At 41.6% G+C, this 18,660-nt stretch carries 15 protein-coding genes and 1 other annotated feature; of the genes, 12 read left to right on the top strand and 3 right to left on the bottom strand.

Features of this window, described 5'->3' with window-relative positions; genetic code table 11:
- The first annotated feature begins 51 nt into the window (after positions 1-51).
- The 6 genes from CSV61_RS05390 to CSV61_RS05365 all read left to right on the top strand — a co-directional run bounded on the left by CSV61_RS05390 (position 52) and on the right by CSV61_RS05365 (position 7,241).
- Positions 52-1,737 carry a BCCT family transporter gene (locus CSV61_RS05390; protein ID WP_099638348.1) on the top strand — a complete coding sequence of 562 codons (1,686 nt, stop codon included), beginning with the start codon at positions 52-54 and terminating at the stop codon, positions 1,735-1,737.
- A 65-nt stretch (positions 1,738-1,802) separates the two neighbouring features.
- Complete coding sequence (locus CSV61_RS05385; RefSeq protein ID WP_233193521.1) at positions 1,803-2,579, top strand: ABC transporter ATP-binding protein; 777 nt, start codon at positions 1,803-1,805, stop codon at positions 2,577-2,579.
- 121 nt (positions 2,580-2,700) lie between these two features.
- A complete protein-coding gene (locus CSV61_RS05380; RefSeq protein WP_099638346.1) occupies positions 2,701-4,149 on the top strand; it encodes a phospholipase D family protein in 1,449 nt (482 codons plus the stop codon).
- A 102-nt stretch (positions 4,150-4,251) separates the two neighbouring features.
- Positions 4,252-4,869, top strand: coding sequence for an NAD(P)-dependent oxidoreductase (locus CSV61_RS05375; RefSeq protein WP_099638345.1), 618 nt, complete (start codon positions 4,252-4,254; stop codon positions 4,867-4,869).
- 138 nt (positions 4,870-5,007) lie between these two features.
- Positions 5,008-6,579, top strand: coding sequence for a sensor domain-containing diguanylate cyclase (locus CSV61_RS05370; protein ID WP_099638344.1), 1,572 nt, complete (start codon positions 5,008-5,010; stop codon positions 6,577-6,579).
- Positions 6,580-6,629: 50 nt separating this feature from the next.
- Positions 6,630-7,241: an SAM-dependent methyltransferase gene (locus CSV61_RS05365; RefSeq protein WP_099638343.1), complete on the top strand. Its 612-nt coding sequence runs from the start codon at positions 6,630-6,632 to the stop codon at positions 7,239-7,241.
- 27 nt (positions 7,242-7,268) lie between these two features.
- Here CSV61_RS05365 and CSV61_RS05360 read toward each other — a convergent pair whose 3' ends face one another.
- The 3 genes from CSV61_RS05360 to CSV61_RS05350 all read right to left on the bottom strand — a co-directional run bounded on the left by CSV61_RS05360 (position 7,269) and on the right by CSV61_RS05350 (position 12,130).
- The gene (locus CSV61_RS05360; RefSeq protein WP_233193520.1) at positions 7,269-8,570 is read right to left on the bottom strand and encodes a uracil/xanthine transporter; all 1,302 of its coding nucleotides are present in this window, start codon (positions 8,568-8,570) and stop codon (positions 7,269-7,271) included.
- A gap of 180 nt (positions 8,571-8,750) precedes the next feature.
- On the bottom strand, positions 8,751-11,168 hold the full coding sequence (locus tag CSV61_RS05355; protein WP_099638342.1) for a bifunctional diguanylate cyclase/phosphodiesterase: 2,418 nt from the start codon (positions 11,166-11,168) through the stop codon (positions 8,751-8,753).
- A 257-nt stretch (positions 11,169-11,425) separates the two neighbouring features.
- A complete protein-coding gene (locus tag CSV61_RS05350; protein ID WP_099638341.1) occupies positions 11,426-12,130 on the bottom strand; it encodes a pseudouridine synthase in 705 nt (234 codons plus the stop codon).
- 171 nt (positions 12,131-12,301) lie between these two features.
- Positions 12,302-12,521: a binding site (T-box leader), on the top strand.
- A gap of 91 nt (positions 12,522-12,612) precedes the next feature.
- On the opposite strand from CSV61_RS05350, the gene CSV61_RS05345 reads away from it, so the two are divergent.
- The 6 genes from CSV61_RS05345 (at position 12,613) to trpA (ending at position 18,470) form a co-directional block, all read left to right on the top strand.
- Positions 12,613-13,992 carry an anthranilate synthase component I family protein gene (locus CSV61_RS05345; RefSeq protein ID WP_233193519.1) on the top strand — a complete coding sequence of 460 codons (1,380 nt, stop codon included), beginning with the start codon at positions 12,613-12,615 and terminating at the stop codon, positions 13,990-13,992.
- A gap of 70 nt (positions 13,993-14,062) precedes the next feature.
- The gene (gene trpD, locus CSV61_RS05340) at positions 14,063-15,094 is read left to right on the top strand and encodes an anthranilate phosphoribosyltransferase (RefSeq protein WP_099638339.1); all 1,032 of its coding nucleotides are present in this window, start codon (positions 14,063-14,065) and stop codon (positions 15,092-15,094) included.
- Complete coding sequence (trpC, locus tag CSV61_RS05335) at positions 15,091-15,879, top strand: indole-3-glycerol phosphate synthase TrpC (RefSeq protein ID WP_083034307.1); 789 nt, start codon at positions 15,091-15,093, stop codon at positions 15,877-15,879. Before trpD ends, trpC begins: the two co-directional genes overlap by 4 nt.
- Positions 15,876-16,508, top strand: coding sequence for a phosphoribosylanthranilate isomerase (locus CSV61_RS05330; protein ID WP_099638338.1), 633 nt, complete (start codon positions 15,876-15,878; stop codon positions 16,506-16,508). Before trpC ends, CSV61_RS05330 begins: the two co-directional genes overlap by 4 nt.
- Positions 16,492-17,682: a tryptophan synthase subunit beta gene (gene trpB / locus CSV61_RS05325; RefSeq protein WP_099638337.1), complete on the top strand. Its 1,191-nt coding sequence runs from the start codon at positions 16,492-16,494 to the stop codon at positions 17,680-17,682. The genes CSV61_RS05330 and trpB overlap by 17 nt, the downstream gene beginning before the upstream one ends.
- Positions 17,679-18,470 (top strand): tryptophan synthase subunit alpha, encoded by a 792-nt coding sequence (gene trpA, locus CSV61_RS05320; RefSeq protein WP_099638336.1) that lies wholly within the window; start codon positions 17,679-17,681, stop codon positions 18,468-18,470. Before trpB ends, trpA begins: the two co-directional genes overlap by 4 nt.
- The last annotated feature ends 190 nt before the right edge of the window (positions 18,471-18,660 follow it).

Here is an 18,660-nt window from a genome sequence, read left to right as displayed (position 1 = left end):
GTAAGGAGTGTAGTAAGAGAGTTACCAAATGAACACTAGGAGTCGATAGGTTTGGATAAAAAGTTCTGGAAAAATCCCGTGTTCTCTATTTCTGCCGTATTTATTTTTGTGCTCGTCGTACTAGGAGCGTCCATACCTGTACCGTTTGGTGTGGTTTCTGAAAAGCTTTATCATTTTACGACAGATAATTTTGGATGGTTTTATTTACTTGCCGTATTTATTGTCATTATATTTTTAGTAGGATTGGCAATTAGTAAATTTGGAGCCATTCGTTTAGGTGGAGATACAGAACGTCCGGAATATCCGTTTTTTACTTGGATTGGTATGCTCTTTTCTGCCGGTTTCGGTGTAGGGTTGGTGTTCTGGGGTGTGGCGGAGCCGATGAGTCACTACTTTAAGTCACCCATTGCAGGTGCCGAAGCGCAGACAGAAGAGGCGGCACGTGTGGCGATGGGCTATTCATTCTTCCACTGGGGTATTTCTCAATGGGCTATATTTGGCATAGTAGGGCTAGTTATTGGGTTTCTTCAATTTCGAAAGAAGAAGGATGGTTTGATTTCAACGGCGCTTGAGCCTTTGATCGGAAGTAATCGCCACGTGAAGACAGGTATCGATTCATTTGCGGTAATAGCAACTGTTATGGGTATTGCTACTTCGTTAGGTATGGGTGTCTTGCAGATGAGTGGTGGTATGGAGTATGTCTTCAATATTAAGAGTACGTTTACGATTCAACTGCTAATCATTGCTGTTGTGTTCGTTGCCTACATGACTTCTGCTTCTACAGGTTTGAGTAAAGGTATCGCTTATCTAGGCAACTTTAACTTGGGTATGGCGATTGCGTTATTGCTATTTTTCTTTGTAGTTGGACCGAAAGTATTTATATTGGAAACCTTTACACTAGCCATTGGAGATTATATTAATAACTTCATTACGTATAGCTTGCGTCTTCAACCATATCAAGGTGGTACTTGGGTGAAGGATTGGACCATTTTCTACTGGGCTTGGACTATTGCGTGGTCTCCTTTCGTTGGTGCATTCGTTGCACGTGTATCGAAAGGACGAACAATCCGTGAATTTATCATGGGGGTCATGGTGATACCGCCTGCATTTTCTTGTATGTGGATTGCAACGCTTGGCGGAACCGCCCTATACAGTGACTTGCGCAATGGCACACAAATTGCACAAGAAGTAGACAAAGATGTGACGTCTGCTATTTTTGCGACACTTCAACATCTGCCGATGACAGGGATCGTATCGTTCTTGGCTATTGTGCTAATCTTTACCTTCTTAATCACGTCAGCTGACTCAGCAACGTATATTCTAGCGAGTATGACAACGCGAGGTAGTTTGTTCCCTCCATTAGTTGTGAAATTCGTCTGGGGATTCTTAATGACTGCAATAGCGGCTGTATTATTATATGCAGGCGGATTAGAAGCTTTGCAATCAGCGTCACTTGTATCAGCTTTACCGTTTACCTTACTTCTTCTATTACTGATCTTCTCGTTGGCTAAGTTACTAGCCAGGGAACCGATTACAGTCAGACCGACAGATATTCGTCAATTTGAACACGTAGAAGGTGAAGTCAAGAAGAGACGTAAACGGAAAGAAAGTGAAAAGGAAAAGAGAGCGCGCAGAGAAGCAGAAAAGGCTAAAAAAATAAAAGAGAAAAACGACAGAAAATATCAGGAACTCGAAAAGAAAAAGTATCGTGAAATGGAAAAAGAAAAGAACGAATAAAAGACGGGGCCGGTTCGTAGCATTTTAGCGCGAACCGGTCTTTTCTTACAAAGAGGAGAATGTATGTGGCAATTGTACAAGTGCGAGACGTGGAGTTTAAAAGAGGAGACAATCTAATCTTGCAAGATGTGGATTGGGAGATTGAGCAAGGGCAACAGTGGGGTATGCTTGGACTGAATGGTTCGGGTAAGACTTCATTATTATCCATTATTTCTACATATGAAATTCCTTCTAGTGGTGAAGTGGAAGTGCTTGGCAAACGATTTGGAAGTACCTATTTACCTGAATTACGTAAAAAAATTGGCTTTGTCAGTAGTTCTTTAGAAAAATTCTCGGACTACTTCTGGAATGAATCGATTGAGCGGATCATCATCAGTGGAAAGTTTGCAAGCTTTGGCATTTACGAAAAACTACTAACTGAAGACTGGCTACGTGCTGATTATTTAGTGAAAGAATTTCGGTTGGAGCACGTCAAAGGGAAGAAATTCAGACTACTCTCTGAAGGTGAAAAACGTCGTGTGTTAATTGCACGAGCCTTGATGGGGGATCCAGAGTTATTGATTTTGGATGAGCCTTGTTCGGGGTTGGATATTTTGGCAAGAGAACAATTTCTTGAAGCACTTGAAACAGCTACAAAAAATAATGTGCACCTCGTTTACGTTACACATCATATAGAGGAACTGGTTCCTGAAATCACTCATGCACTATTACTAAAGGAAGGAAGAATTGTAGCCAGTGGACCTAAAAAAGAAGTGTTGACGGATGAACTGTTATCCGAAACATATCAGATTCCTGTGACTATTGAATGGCATGCTGAACGACCATACCTTTCGATGAAATAATGAAGATTTATACAGTTTATTGCAAGGTCGAGAGGGAATGTTATAAAAAGCATAATATTGCCACACAAAGCGTTTAGGAGCACGTATATCAAATAAGGCGTGGGAAAGGAGGAGAGGACTTGTGTTGAAAGAAAAACGTAAAATGACTAAAAAGCGTATAGCTTCCTATGTGTTGCTTTTCGTTGCATTGCTATATGTGGGTGTCATGCTTTGGCAAACGTATAAGCCGTTGCCGCCAGGTATTTCCTATAAAGGAGACCTTCATCAAGTAGAAGACGTAGAATTCATATATGATTTAACGTACTCCAAGACGAAGTCGAAAGATCACTACAAATCAGAACTTCGTATATTCAATGAAGTGTTTCAAATGATTGAAGATGCACAAAAATTTGTCGTACTCGACTTTTTTTTAATGGATGATTACTACGATGAGAAAGAAGATTTTCCTCAAATTGCAGATCAACTAACAGATGTACTTGTGAAGAAAAAAGAAGAGTTTCCTGATATACCGATTGTCTACATAACGGATCCAGTGAATACCGGCTACGAATCTTATGAATCGGAATGGTTTAAAGCATTGGAAAAAGCAGGCGTGCAAGTAGTGTACACAGACTTAGAGCCATTACGTGATTCAATGCCTTTATATTCGGGCGTGTATCGCATCTTTCTACAGTGGTTTGATTTTAACGGGAAAAATCGTTTCCCGAACTTTTTGGCAAGTGATGCACCAGATGTGAAGTTTTCTTCTTATCTGAAGTTGTTGAATATTAAAGCGAATCATCGAAAAACTCTCGTGACAGAACAAGCGGCATTGGTCACGTCTTCGAATCCTCACGCTGCTAGTGGTCGTCACGGCAATGTGGCATTCAAAGTGAAAGGCCCAATCCAAAATGATATATTGGAATCGGAAGAAGCTGTGCTTCAGTATTCGTCGGGCGGAAAGTTACCGCGTATCGAGGCGCAAGAACAAAAGGGCCCCTACCAAGTGCAGTATTTGACTGAAAGCAAGGTCATGGACGCCTTAGTGAGCGATATTCAAAAAGCAAAAGAAGATGATACAATTCGTATGGGTATGTTTTATCTGTCGGAGCAAGAAGTCATCCGACCCTTAGAGCAAGCGGCTAATCGAGGGGTACATGTAGAAATTGTCCTAGACCCGAATGAAAACTCATTCGGTAGTAAAAAGTCCGGTCTACCAAATCGCCCCGTTGTCCAAGAGATCAGAGAGAATACCGATGATCAAATTAAAGTACGTTGGTACAATACTGTAATCGGTCAATATCACACCAAATTGGTAACCGTACAGACTGCAGAGAAGACGTATATTACAAATGGATCTTCCAATATAACAGAGCGCACGTTACGTGATTACAACTTGGAAGCGAATCTGCGCATTATAGCGCCAACGGACAGCGAGCTGACAGATGAAATCAACGCGTATTTCAACCGGATATGGGATAATGAAGATGCGCTATATACTTTAGACGTAGAAGAATATCAAAATAGCCTGACATTCTTCCAACGCGGGATCTACGCTCTGCAACGATGGGGAAAGCTAACAACATATTAACAACCCAAAGCTATCGCATGGCGGTGCATTGCTTGTCTGCGTAACATAGAACGAACATAAAACATAACGAGTTTCTACCATAGAATATAGGAGATGTAGTAGATGAAAATCGCAGTATTTGGAGCAACAGGTCGTACAGGTAGTGAAATTGTCCGTCATGCGTTAACTGACGGTAATGAGGTAACGGCATTAGTTCGATCACCCGAGAAGTGTAAGTCCCATGAAAAGCTGACGATCATAGCTGGTGATGTTCGAAATCAGAATGCAATCAAGAAGGCATTGGTAGGGGCGGATGCAGTTGTAAGTGCGCTTGGCACTGACAAAACCACTACACTAACAGAAGCGATGCCGACTATTATTGATGGAATGAAAGAACACGGAATCAAAAGAATTGTCACGATTGGAACGGCTGGCATATTGAATAGTAGAACAGAACCGTCCAAATTACGGTATCAATCGAACGAATCTCATCGTAAGTTGACATTTGCGGCAGAAGAGCACCATAAAGTATTTACGATGTTGCAAGATTCTGGTCTAGATTGGACAATCATCTGCCCAACTTATTTACCTGACGGGGAAGCGGTCGGCAATTATCGGACGGAAAGAGACTTCTTACCGATTGATGGCGCACAGATTTCTACTGGTGATACTGCTGCGTTTGCATATGATGAATTATCTAAACAAAGTCATAAAGGATACAGAGTGGGAATTTCCTATTAAAAAATACGAATAAAGACGAGGATACAAGTAAAGGACTGGGATATTTTGTATTAAAAATTGAAAAAATCTCATAATGTTCCTATGCTCTATGGTATAATAGGAAGATAGCACCATAGGGAAAAGGAGATTGGGAAACAGATGAGATGGTCCTTGAAAAAATTAATTCAAGTCGTAGCGATACTAGCAATTTTGTTGACCTTTCTAACGAGTACTACGGTAGCATATCAAGTGCACAAACAAACGTTAATAAATACCACTCTAGAAACTAACTACGCATATGTACAAAAATTAACGTCCACTACAGACACGTATTTACGGGAAATATTAAACACATTAGAAGTTAATGCGAAAGTAGTCCTATCTATCCTTGATGAACCTTCTTCACAAACGCAAATGAATGCGTTAGCTGAGCGGATTAGAACAGAAACGAATACTTTTGATTCCGTTGCAGTCGCCTCTGAAGAAGGTGTCATACTAGGCGCATCTTCTCCGAGCCTGGAGTTGCTTGGTGAAAAGTTGACATCGATTGGGGCAATGCAAGCTATTAAAGAAAAGAGGGAGATAATTTCTCACCCTTACGTAGGAATTGAAGGAGAACCCATTATATTTATTAGTGTTCCGCTTATTGAAGACGGTGAGTATAAAGGGTTTTTAGGAGGAGCTATCTATCTCGATCAACCTAACATATTAGAGAAACTATTAGGGAACCACTTCTATGAAAATGGTTCGTATGTTTACGTAGTAGACTATGTAGGGAAACTAATTTACCATCAAGAAAAAGAACGTTTGAAAGAGGATGTCTCGAGCAACCCGGTGGTTCAAAAAGTAATGAGAGGGGAAAGTGGCCATAAACAGCTAATTAACACAAAGGGAATACCTATGTTAGCGGGATATGCTTATATACCCATTGCTGAATGGGGAATCGTAGTACAAAGACGATTAGATACTTCAGTTGCTCCGGCAAAAGAAATGGTACTAGAGATGGCAGTAAAGTCTCTGCCGTTACTGCTTCTTTCGTTCTTCTTGGTTAGATATCTGTCAAGAAAAATTGCCCTACCACTTCAAAAGTTGGCATACTACACGGAGAGCAGTGTAGAGTCTGATCAAAAAGAGAAAATGGAAGCCATCTCTGATTGGTACTATGAAGCAAAACAATTAAAAGGAGCTATGTTGCATAGCTTGGACTACTTTAAAAATGAGATGAACTTCTTCATTCACCAATCAACGACCGATCCGTTGACGAAGTTAACAAATCGCCGAATGATGGATCGTTACATGAAGCAATGGGTGGACGATGGAACGCCATTCGCTCTAATTATTTTTGATATAGACAAGTTTAAACGTGTCAATGATCGCTACGGTCACGCAGTCGGCGATGAAGTGTTGATCTACTTAGCAGATTGGATGCAACGAATTGTTCGCAAACAGGATATATGTTGCCGCTATGACGGAGAGGAATTCGTCATCTTATTACCAAAGTCAGACAAAGTGACTGCATATTTGACCGCAGAACGTCTTCGTGAAAAAATGGAAGACACAGTCAGTCCTTGCGGCGAAGTTATTACAATTTCATGTGGGGTTGCTGCTTATCCACTTCACGCAAACCACCCGGCACGACTTATTGAATTAGCCGATCAAAGTCTATATGAAGCAAAACGAACAGGACGTAATAAGACCATCGTCGTTTCCGATGAACCTCGGCAGGAGTAATATGCCGGGGTTTTCTCTAGTAGAAAATAACATAAAGGGGGGATGGAAAAATGTCTGAGCAATCTATGGATAAACGCTTACATATCAAAACACTTGGTGTTAGAGAGTGGATCCATCAGTCATCTCATTATAATCGGTATGAAGCGACACCTTACGAGATGCTGGACTATTTATTTGCTGAACATGATCTCCTAAAAGAGGGGAGCTTGGTTGACTTTGGATGCGGGAAAGGAAGAGTACCTTTTTACGTAAACCATCTTTTTTGCCTAGACACGATCGGTATTGAAATGAATAGTGTGTTACATCAAAATGCAATGACCAACTTAATGGAGTATCGGCAAGCCTTTCCCAAGAGACCTGGATCTATTTCTTTTGAATGCTGTGTAGCGGAGAGTTATATCATTCCGGCGGATGCTGTGACGTTCTATTTCTTTAATCCATTTTCCTTGGATATTTTTCGATCTGTAGTTCAGCGGATTCTAAAGTCAGCAGAAAATAGCCCTCGAGCATTGGAAATCATTTTATATTATCCGACTGATGAATATGTCTATTTCTTGCATCATCACCCATTATTCGAAAAAATAGTGGAGATACCGATTACACATTTACAAATCCACGACAAAGCAGAGCGTTTTTTAGTCTACAAGTACAAACAGCCCTAATCATGTAGATCAGGGCTGTGTTTATATTCATGTGGAATGACCGAATCGCTGACCTATCCAAAATATTAATTCCATCAAGAGCGCAGCTAAGATCCCTACTAGCAACCCGCTTGATAATAGAGGTTGAACTAGCTCGGGAAGTGAAGAAAACACTGTGGCTGGTAATGTCATAATCGATAACCCAAGAAGTGCAGGTAATGCGACTCGGTAAATGGTTTTAGGTTCGAAAGTTAATCCTTCCACATTGCGCAAGGCAGACCGGAATAACTGCAAATAGGCTACAAATAATACCGTATTTCCGACGCTTTGAGGGATAGTGGAGAAAAACGCACTTAAGGGTGGCACAAGTCCAAGGATAATGAACAAGAAGGAGCCGATAAAGAAAGGAGCTCTGTCCTTTATCCCGCTAGACTGCAGAAAACCGATGGATGAGGCGTAGGGTGCATATGGTACGAGGCCTAGCGCACCTGCACCGACATTCAATCCTCCTGTTATAAAGAATGACGTTTTATACTGGCTTTTAGTCGTTTCTTTTTCATATATATCTTCTGCACCTTTTAGAGTAGCAATTGTGTTCGTCGTATTCAATAAACCTGTAATGACCACTGTAAACACGATACCCATTTCAAGTGATGGTTCACCCCAAGGAAACCATTGGATAAATGGTGTGGTTTTAATCGTTTCTGAGGCTACTTGTGGGAAAATCAGCACAGCACTAATCCATCCGACCGTCATGCCGATGAGTAAGTTCAAGCTGCTAATGATTCCTTTTCCCTTCACATGAACCATAATCGTAAGACCCGCAAGAGCGAATGAAAATACAGTCTTCGATAGACTGATGAATTCTCCGTCATTAAGACCAATCATTCCTTTCAAGAAGATAGTAATCAACTGATTAGCCAACAATAGTAGAAACACGAACATGACAGTAGGTGTAAACCACTTCTTTAGTATTTCACCCATACCAAGCATACCGAGAGTAGCAACCAGTACACCAGAAATCATGGCGCCTACCGCAATACTGCCTCCAACTGTAGCTAAACTTAAGCCCATCGCGCTCGCAGTTCCCGCCAAGCTAAGTACAACGCCCCACCATAAACCTGACTGACCTTCCATCAATGCCAATCGATGCCCAAGCGCTCCTTGAAGTAAACAAGCGATTCCCGTATAGATAAATGAGCGTTGTATGGCTGAAACGATTTCAATTTGCTCAAGTTCAAAAGCAGTACCGACCGAAATGGGGATTACAACTGTATTAGCGAACATAAAGAATAGCCATTGAAATCCGGCTAACGCAGTAATTGAATACCGCATTTGAGTGGTGCCCATTCACATCTCTCCCTGAAAATAGTTATCTATGTATGTCTAAAAAATTGAAATATAAAGAAAACTATAGCACAAAATTAATAGGAAGAATAATGTTTCTAGTATGATCTTCATGAGAAAGCGATTCAGTTGCGACCCTATATAATAGAAATAGCCAACAGATATCGATCTGCTGGCTACTTATTATGATTTTATAGTAGTAAGTAACTGTAAAAGCTCATCGGGAGGCACGGGTCTGGAATACAAGAAACCTTGTGCTTCATCACATTCAAGTTTCTTTAAAAAGTCGGCTTGCTCGTATGTTTCAACACCTTCAGCAATCACTCGTAAGTGCAAGTTCTTAGCCAAATCAATAATAGCTTTTACAATAACGGAATTTGAATGTAGTTCTCTTATGAAAGATTGGTCGATCTTAAGGTGAGTTAAAGGGAATTTTGTTAAATAACTTAATGAAGAATAACCTGTTCCGAAATCATCAATACTAATTTTGATACCGATCTCACGGAGTTCTTGTAAAATGTGTTGGCAATAGTCTACGTCAGAGGTCATACTTTCTGTAATTTCGATATTCAAATAGTGTGGAAGCAGTCCGGTTTTATGAAGTGTATCTTTGACATCGGACACAAACCTAATACTTTTAAACTGACGCAAGGAAACGTTGACGCTCATTAATAGTGAAGTGTGACCTAAGTCTTGCCACTCCTTCGCCTGTCTACAAGCAGTCTCTAGCACCCATAAACCAATAGGAAGTATCATCCCGGTTTCCTCCGCTATAGGGATGAATTGTCCAGGAGGTATTATTCCCCGTGAAGGATGTTGCCAACGCACCAATGCTTCTACACCGATTATATTTCCGGTATTAAATTCAAATTGTGGCTGGTAATGCAATGATAATTCCTCTTTTTGAAGTACTTGACGTAATTCCATCTCAATTAAAGTTCGTTCCATCAAGTCTTTATAAAGCTCTTCTGTGAAAAATTGATATGTGCTTTTACCTGATTGTTTTGCTAAATACATAGCAGAATCTGCATTACGAATGAGTGTATCATACTGTGCTCCATCGTCTGGGAACATGCTGATTCCGATGCTTGGCGCAATAAATATTTCCAAGTTATCGATGAGGAATGATTTGGATACTTCATCGACAATTCGTTTGGCGACCATTTGTGCGCCTTGTTTCGTTGTAGAAGAACACAGAATTAGAAACTCGTCACCGCTAAGTCGACCGACCAAGTCATTTTGTCTAACGAGTGTCTGTAATCTTGCACCAACTGCTTTAAGCAATTGATCACCTACATAGTGACCCATGGAATCATTGATGTTTTTAAAACGATCCAGATCCATATAAAGCAGTGCGAAAGGTTCCCGATTGTTTAAACGACTCTCGATCAAGTCTTCTACTGTCTGCTTCAATAACCTTCTATTTGGCAATCCAGTAAGATGATCGTGAAATGCCATGTATTCGATTAAACGTTCAGCTTTTTTACGATCTGTAATTTCACTGGCGGTGCCGACAACTTCGACTACATTCCCATCATCAAAAATAGGAGAAAGGTAAACTAGAAAAGTTCTTGATTGATAGTCAATTTCAAACTGCCCTACACGACCAAGTAAAGCTCCAAGAAGCTGACGCTTATAAGTAGACAAAGTGAAGCTTTTATTCGATGCAAGCTGATTCAGTGTCTCCGCAGTGACTCCCAGCTGTTCAGCAACTTTTCCTTCTAGCAATGTAATATGGATTTGATTGTTTTCATCCAAGGAATATTTAAAAATAGCATTTTGGAGGTTTTTTACAGTCATAGAAAAGTCATTTTTTAATGCCAATTCTAATGACTTTTCCGCCTCCATCTGAGATGTCACGTCTTGCCGTATGGAAATGTATTGGAATGGTTTACCGTCTGAACCGATAAACGGAACGATAGTAGTATGGACCCAATAAAAACTTCCGGACTTCGCCTTATTACGGATTACGCCTCTCCATACTTGACCAGACTGAATCGTTTTCCACATATCTGCGAAAAAACTTTTTGGATGTGTACCTGAATTGACTAACCGATGTGTTCTGCCAATCAATTCCTGACGCGAGTATTCCGAAAGAATACAGAAGTGATTATTGACGTACGTAATGACGCCTTGTGGATTAGTGATGACAACTACTGCGGATTCATCCAGTGCATATTTAAAGTTTTGCAAGTCAATACGTGTTTTAGCATACTCATTTGAGACCATTTTTGATCCCGTTACATCAATGTCGAGTGACAGATAACCTGTTAAGTCTCCGGCAGTACCGTAAATAGGAACAATGGTACTATCCAACCAGTGTATTGATCCAGACTTAGAGTGGATTTGAATAGACTCTTGATAGACAGTATCATGTATGAAATGCTTTTTAAGTATATAAAGCGTCTTTTCAATAGAGAAATCTCTATGTACCTTTCCCCATGTTTCACCTATCAACTCATCTTCGATATAACCTGTCAGCTCGCAAAAGTTCTGGTTTACATAGGTAAGATGGCCGCTTAAGTCAATAAGTGATATGCAAAACTTTTCATCAAGTATTGCAGATAAATGTGAAGAAATACTTGGAGCCTGTAACGGCATAAAGGCACATCCTTTCTTTAGAAATTGTTATGGGAAAGTAGAATAGTCCTTACTTTTAAAATGTCATAGTTATGAAGATATATAAATACATCTAATAGATTGAATAATATAGTAATCTGTCTGATTATAACATGAATAAGAGAGTTTTGAACTAGATATGGAAGAAATAATATATAGGTTATTAGAGGTGTTAGACATACGAGTGTGTTACATAACAAAAAAGATCACGAAAGCTTTGTAAAGCCTTCATGATCTATTTACCTTTTTGGTTTGTAATCAAGTGTTTTAAATAACGTATTACGCTCTGCATCTGTTAGCTCGCGCCATTCGCCAATCGGAAGATCACCCAATTCAATAGTGAGTATCCGAACACGTTGCAAGCGGCGTATATGATAGCCGAGTGCTGCACACATTCTGCGGATTTGACGATTTAAACCTTGTGTCAATATAATAGAGAAAGTTTTAGGGCCAAGTTTTGTCACCGTGCAGGGTTTTGTTACAGTATCTAGAATCTTCACTCCATTTTCCATCTGCGAAATAAACGAAGCGGTTAAGGGGCTATCCACTGTCACGATGTATTCCTTTTCATGACCGTATTCTTCCCGTAGGATTTCATTAACGATGTCTCCATCGTTTGTTAATAGTAATAAGCCATCAGAGTCTTTGTCTAAACGTCCAATGTGGAAGATTCGCAATGGATGATTCACAAAGTCTACCACATTACCTTTTATATGGCGTTCTGTTGTACTAGTGATTCCCACTGGTTTATTAAGCGCGATATACACTAACTTTTCTTCTTGTTCAACTAACTTGCCGTCGACTTCGACTTGATCACCTGATTCGACTTTACTGCCAAGTTCCGCGAGTTGGCCGTTAATTTTCACACGGCCGTCAGCAACCCACTGATCTGCACCTCGTCTAGATACAATACCCGCACTACTTAAAAATTTATTAATCCGCATAATGATTCTCCTCCCGCACTTGTTACAATAAGCTAATTATAGCATTTTTCCTGTAAGAAGTTGTTGACATTAAAGATTCAGCATATTAAGATAAGTGTAATAACTAGATGGACAGAAGGTTTCGATAGCGGAATCGTCCCGGCAGATGAGATGTAGCAGAGAAGAGAATAGCGAAAAGATATGAATAAGAAGAGTAGCGAGCACATGTGCTTTCTAGAGAGTCAGTGGCTGGTGAAAACTGATACACAGCGTTCGTGAATGGACTTATGGCAGCTGTTTTGATAAAAAACAGACGTTTGCCCGCGTTAAGGGTAGTGTGAAAACACATAAAGTGGGAGTACTTCGGTGCTTCAATTTGAGGTGGCAACGCGGTTCTATAATCGTCCTCTGCAACAGGCTAACTGGCTCTGTTTGCAGAGGGCTTTTTCTATTTAATCACACGTATTATACGGCAGTCCATAGAGAAGAGGAGAATGATGATGATGACAGAACAGAAGAACTTACGGGTCACGACGAGAAAAATTGAAGGAGATTCTTTAACCCCCATATTGATATTTAGAAGATTGAAAGGGAACCAGAAGTTCCTGTTAGAGAGTTCTTCGCAAGCAGGTGGGTCAGGGCGTTATTCATTCATTGGACTGAATCCTCAAAAAGCCTATCGAGGTCGAGATGGTGTAATAGAAGAAATCGTCTACTTGACGAACAGAACCTATACGCATGAAGGAGACCTCTATACGTTATTGAAGCGTCTCATGCCGCGTATTACAGAAGATGCAGGCTTCCCGTTCACAGGCGGTGCGGTTGGTTATGTAGGATACGGAGCAGCACGAAATGGTGAGCAGCGAGCAGCTGACGACCTCCAGCTACCGGACGTCTATTTCAATATTTACGATACTATCGTGATCTATGACCATCATTTGCACGAAGTAACGTTGCTACATACAGAGATCAATCCGGTATACGAAGCACCTGACTTAGATGCCATTGAGGATATGATTGTGAATGGTTCGGTCGATAAAGAAGACAGTGTATCTCTTTCTGATTATCGTTGTGCCATTTCCAAGGAAGAATTTGAGCGTCGTGTCCAGATTATTATCGACGCGATTCAAGACGGACAGGCGGAACAAGTTGTTCTATCACGTCGCTTTGAAGCAGATATTACAGGTGATCCGTTTGCGTTGTATCGTAAACTGCGTCGTCGCAATCCATCTCCGTATATGTATTACATGGAGTTTGAAGATCATATAGTCATCGGAACATCGCCTGAAAGTCTTGTGCGCGTCACGGGAGATAAAGTATTAACCAATCCAATTGCGGGTACTCGCAGAAGAGGGCGAAACCAAGCGGAAGACGAAGCACTGGAAATTGAATTACGCAATGATCCAAAAGAACTGTCAGAACACGATATGCTTGTGGAAGTAAGCCAGAAAGAACTGCAACAAATCTGTCGTCCCGAAACGATTGAAGTCGCAAACTATTTGGAAACAGTTCGCTATGAACATGTGATGCACTTAGTTTCCGAAGTGACAGGTGATCTTGCTCCAGGCTTACATGCTCTGGATGCATTGAAGGCGACAATGCCGGCAGGAACTGTTACAGGTTCCCCAAAACCGATCGCTATGGACATGATTGATGAACTGGAAGACCAGCACCGTGGGATTTATGGTGGCGCTATCGGCTATATTGGCCTTAACGGCAATATCGACTTCGCACTGACAATCCGTACAATGCTTGTAAAAGAAGGCAAAGCATATGTGCAGGCAGGTGCGGGGGTAGTAGGAGCTTCTGTTCCTTCATTAGAATTTAAAGAAACATCCAATAAAGCCCGTTCTTTACTAGAAGCAACAGAAGTGACCAACTAACGGCCAAGGCCTGAGCTTTGCTGAGAGACTGCGTCAATGCATTGAAGAGAAGAGAAGAGGAGAGATGAGGATGGAGAGATTTTTAAGCATAGTAGAGAAGCAGCGGAACCTTATGTACGAAGAAATGAGAGAAGCTGCTGAGCTGATGTTCAATGAAGCGACAGATGAAGATCAAATTACACAGTTTTTGACCGCGTTATCGAAAAAAGGTGAAACATCACATGAAGTAGCCGCATTGGCAGCCGTTATGAAATCCTATGCAAATGACCTGACGCCTACAGAAGCACGTTATCTAGATAACTGCGGAACGGGTGGGGATGGAGTCAATACATTCAATATTAGTACGACAGCCGCATTCGTGTTAGCGGGTGCTGGGGTCCAGGTTGCGAAACATGGTAATCGTAAAATCTCCAGCGCATCAGGTAGCCAGGATGTTTTGGATGCACTTGGCATTCATTCTAACTTCCAGATATCTGATATGCAGAATTTACTGGAACAACAAGGGATTGCTTTCATATTTGCACCGTCTATTCATCCAAAAATGAAACGGATCGGCGCTATACGAAACAAAATTGGTAAGACGACAATCTTCAACTTAGTTGGGCCGTTGACGAATCCTGTATCACTCGAAACACAGTTTACAGGTATTAACCGTCCAGATTTTATTATGGAATATGCGTCAGTACTCAGAATGCTTGGGCGGGAAAGAGCAATTGTCGTGAGCGGAGCAGGTGGAATGGATGAAGCGTCTCTTGCGGGCCAGAATGAATTTGTATTACTCGATCATGGCGACTTAATTCCCTTTTCATTGACTGCCGATGATGTAGGGCTTGAATATGCACCATTGTCAGCAATAAAAGGTGGAGACGCAATAGAGAATGCCGCGACTACTCGATCGATCTTAGGTGGGGAACGTGGACCAAAGTTCGATACAGTCGTGTTGAATGCAGGTATTGGTTTATTTGCGAATGGGCAAGTTTCTACGATTCAAGAAGGTGTGAAAGTAGCTACTGACAGTATCTTGTCAGGCAAGGCATTAGCAAAACTAGATGCTGTTGTCGCATTTAGCGATAAGATTCGGCAAAAGGCGGTTATCCAATGACGATTTTAGATAAAATTATTGCACAGAAAAAGATAGAGGTAGATCAATTATTAGCGAATAACGTGACGTTTCCTGAACGGGAGATTACACGTCCATCACTTTATCAAACACTGAGGAAAGCAAAACAACTGCAAGTCATCTCTGAAATGAAGCGTGCATCACCCTCTAAAGGAATGATTGCAGAAGGTGCAAATCCGGTTAAACAAGCGACTACTTATTATGAAGCAGGTGCTGCCTGCATCTCAGTGTTGACGGATAAAGAATTTTTCAAGGGATCGTTTGAAGACTTATCTGCAGTAGCGGATGCTGTACCTATCGCATTGTTGTGTAAAGACTTTATGATCCATAAGATTCAGATTGACCAAGCCAAAAGCGCCGGTGCATCCGTCATTTTATTGATAGTGGCAGCACTTGATGATGAAACACTTGGCAGTCTATATACGTATGCCAACGAAGAAGGGTTGGATGTGCTAGTTGAAGTGCATAACGTCGAGGAGTTGCAACGCGCATTGTCAATCGATGCGAGAATCATCGGTGTTAATAACCGCGATCTGCATACATTTGAAGTAGATTTAGCACAGACAGAACGGATTGCGTCACACTTCCCGTTTGATGAAGAGCGTGTGTTCATCAGTGAAAGCGGCATCTGGGGACCTGAAGATGCAGAACGTGCGGCAAAAGCTGGAGCAAGTGCAGTACTTGTCGGAGAATCTTTGATGCGCAGTGATTCAGTAAAAGAAGCTTTGCAAGCATTGCAAGTGGAAAAGCACGTGGATCGTCCATGACAAAAGTGAAGATTTGTGGACTAACGAAACCAGAACATGTACAAGCAGCTGTGGATGCGGGTGCTGATGCTATAGGTTTTGTATTTGCACCAAGTCGTAGGGAAGTGACGGTTGAGCAGGCACATGAACTGGCGAAGCTCATTCCGCCTTCTGTATTAAAAATTGGAGTCTTTGTCGATGAAACGAAGGAGCAGTTACTGAAAATATTCAATGAAGTACCACTGGATTACATTCAATACCATGGCGATGAGACACCTGCCTTCATTCAACAAGTAGGATTACCTTCTATTAAAGCACTTGCTATTGAAAATGAAGACGACGTGAAACTCGCTACCACATATGACGTGGATTATTATTTATTTGATACACCAGGTGTTGAATATAAAGGTGGTAGTGGTAAGACGTTCGACTGGTCGTTACTTGAACATGCAGGGGTTTTAAAAGAACAAATTATTTTAGCTGGAGGGCTTCATGCAGGGAATGTGTGTGAAGCGTTGAGGCAAGTGAATCCATATATGGTGGATGTATCAAGTGGAGTGGAGATAGAAAAGCAAAAAGACACGAAACGCATTCAAACGTTTATTCATACAGCGAAGGGTAGGAGAGATCGTCATGACAACAGAAACTAAAGGACGCTACGGGAAATTCGGAGGTCAATTCGTTCCGGAAACATTGATGACTGCATTGCAGGAGTTAGAAACTGCTTACGAAGAAGCGCAGCATGATCCCGCGTTTTCAAAGGAACTGGATTATTATTTGAAAGAGTTTGTAGGTCGTGAAACCCCTTTGTTTTTTGCAGAGCGTTTGACGAAGCATGCAGGTGGCGCGAAAATTTATTTGAAGCGTGAAGATTTGAATCATACAGGTGCTCATAAGATTAATAATTCTCTTGGCCAGGCATTGCTTGCAATTCGTATGGGCAAGAAGAAGATTGTAGCAGAAACGGGAGCGGGTCAACACGGCGTGGCAACAGCTACTGCTTGTGCGTTACTCGGTCTTGAATGCATTGTATTCATGGGCAAAGAAGATATCCGTCGTCAGGAACTAAACGTTTTCCGCATGGAACTGCTCGGTACGAAAGTAGTTTCTGTCGATAAAGGTTCAGGTACTTTGAAGGATGCAGTCAATGAAGCATTGCGCTACTGGGTTTCCAATGTAGAGGACACACATTATATTCTCGGTTCGGCTTTAGGTCCGCATCCATTCCCGCAAATCGTCCGAGACTTTCAGCGAGTGATCGGTGATGAAACACGTAAGCAAATCGTGGAACATGAAGGACGTCTACCGGATGCAGTTGTAGCTTGCATTGGTGGCGGCAGTAATGCGATTGGTATGTTCCATCCATTCGTCGATGATCAAAATGTGAAGTTGTACGGAGTAGAAGCAGCCGGCAGCGGTATTTCAACAGGCAAACATGCGGCAGCCATAGCGGGTAAACAAGAAGGCGTTTTGCACGGTGCGTACATGTATGTACTGCAAGACGAAGATGGATTTATTCAAGAAGCGCACTCCATCTCCGCGGGACTTGACTATCCCGCAGTAGGGCCTGAACATTGCCATTTGGCTGACATCCAGCGTGTACAGTATGATTCCGTCACGGACCAGCAAGCGCTTGAAGCGGTACAAGTTCTTTCGCGTGTAGAAGGAATTATTCCGGCTCTTGAAAGTGCGCACGCTGTCTATCATGCAGTGCAGTTAGCGAAAGAAATGAAAGAAGATGAGCTCCTCGTTATCTGTTTATCGGGGCGTGGCGATAAAGATATGCAAACAGTACGTGATGCGCTGGGAGGTCAATCCAAATGACAAAAAAACTAGTGACACAAGCAATTGTGCAATGTAATGAACAGGGAAGTAAAGCATTTGTACCTTATATCATGGCGGGTGATGGCGGATTACAAACGTTGAAGAAGACGATATTATTCCTACAAGAAGCGGGCGCAACTGCTATTGAAGTAGGTATACCATTTTCTGACCCGGTGGCGGACGGCGATGTGATCCAGCAAGCCGGTGAGCGGGCGTTAGCTGAAGGCATGACATTGCGAAAGATTATGAAGGAACTTGCTTCATTCAAAGAAGAAGTCAAGATTCCTCTAGTGATCATGACGTATTTGAATCCTGTGCTTAGCTATGGCTTACAGTCATTAGCAGCGGATTGTGAAGCAAGTGGTGTCTATGGTCTAATCGTTCCAGATCTTCCGCTCGAGGAAAGCGGATTACTCAAAGAAGCGTTAGAAAATAGCGATGTAGCGTTGATTCAATTAGTTTCTTTAACGAGTCCAGCTGAGCGTATTGAAGCCATTGCGAAAGCAGCGGAAGGTTTCATTTACGCAGTGACAGTAAACGGCATCACGGGTGTTCGTTCGTCATTTACAGAAGGGCTCGAAGGTCACTTGGAACGCCTCAAAGCAGCAAGTTCCGTTCCAGTTCTTGCAGGGTTCGGTATTTCTACTCCGGAACATGTTCGCACACTGGGGGGGCTTGCTGACGGTGTCATTGTTGGAAGTGCGATCGTGACAGCTCTTCATGAAGGAGATTACGAAAAGGTTCGGACGTTAATTAACGCATCTAAAAATCAACTAACTAATAGCTAATCATTTTGCGGATAACTGATACATTTCAGTTGTCCGTTTTTTTAATACAAATAAAACTATCCACAATAGCGGAATTGTGAATAACTTTTTCTGTTATTTAAGTAACTTTATGTGATATATGCACAATAGCTGGGGATTAGCTGTTCATAAAGGGGATAACTCAAAGATTACCCACAATCTATTTCAAATG

It is taken from the genome of Sporosarcina sp. P3 (assembly GCF_002743415.1).
GTDB classification, from domain to species: Bacteria; Bacillota; Bacilli; order Bacillales_A; family Planococcaceae; genus Sporosarcina; species Sporosarcina ureae_A.
The sequence above is the reverse complement of the archived record's forward strand: the minus strand, read 5'-3'. Positions and strand labels throughout refer to the sequence as shown.

Bases quoted from the DNA above. Each gene is read 5' to 3' on its own strand.
- CSV61_RS05375 (WP_099638345.1), top strand. From the start codon at position 4,252: ATGAAAATCGCAGTATTTGGAGCAACAGGTCGTACAGGTAGTGAAATT.
- CSV61_RS05370 (WP_099638344.1), top strand. From the start codon at position 5,008: ATGAGATGGTCCTTGAAAAAATTAATTCAAGTCGTAGCGATACTAGCA.
- CSV61_RS05365 (WP_099638343.1), top strand. From the start codon at position 6,630: ATGTCTGAGCAATCTATGGATAAACGCTTACATATCAAAACACTTGGT.
- CSV61_RS05360 (WP_233193520.1), bottom strand. From the start codon at position 8,570: ATGGGCACCACTCAAATGCGGTATTCAATTACTGCGTTAGCCGGATTT.
- CSV61_RS05355 (WP_099638342.1), bottom strand. From the start codon at position 11,168: ATGCCGTTACAGGCTCCAAGTATTTCTTCACATTTATCTGCAATACTT.
- CSV61_RS05350 (WP_099638341.1), bottom strand. From the start codon at position 12,130: ATGCGGATTAATAAATTTTTAAGTAGTGCGGGTATTGTATCTAGACGA.
- CSV61_RS05345 (WP_233193519.1), top strand. From the start codon at position 12,613: ATGACAGAACAGAAGAACTTACGGGTCACGACGAGAAAAATTGAAGGA.
- trpD (WP_099638339.1), top strand. From the start codon at position 14,063: ATGGAGAGATTTTTAAGCATAGTAGAGAAGCAGCGGAACCTTATGTAC.
- trpC (WP_083034307.1), top strand. From the start codon at position 15,091: ATGACGATTTTAGATAAAATTATTGCACAGAAAAAGATAGAGGTAGAT.
- CSV61_RS05330 (WP_099638338.1), top strand. From the start codon at position 15,876: ATGACAAAAGTGAAGATTTGTGGACTAACGAAACCAGAACATGTACAA.
- trpB (WP_099638337.1), top strand. From the start codon at position 16,492: ATGACAACAGAAACTAAAGGACGCTACGGGAAATTCGGAGGTCAATTC.
- trpA (WP_099638336.1), top strand. From the start codon at position 17,679: ATGACAAAAAAACTAGTGACACAAGCAATTGTGCAATGTAATGAACAG.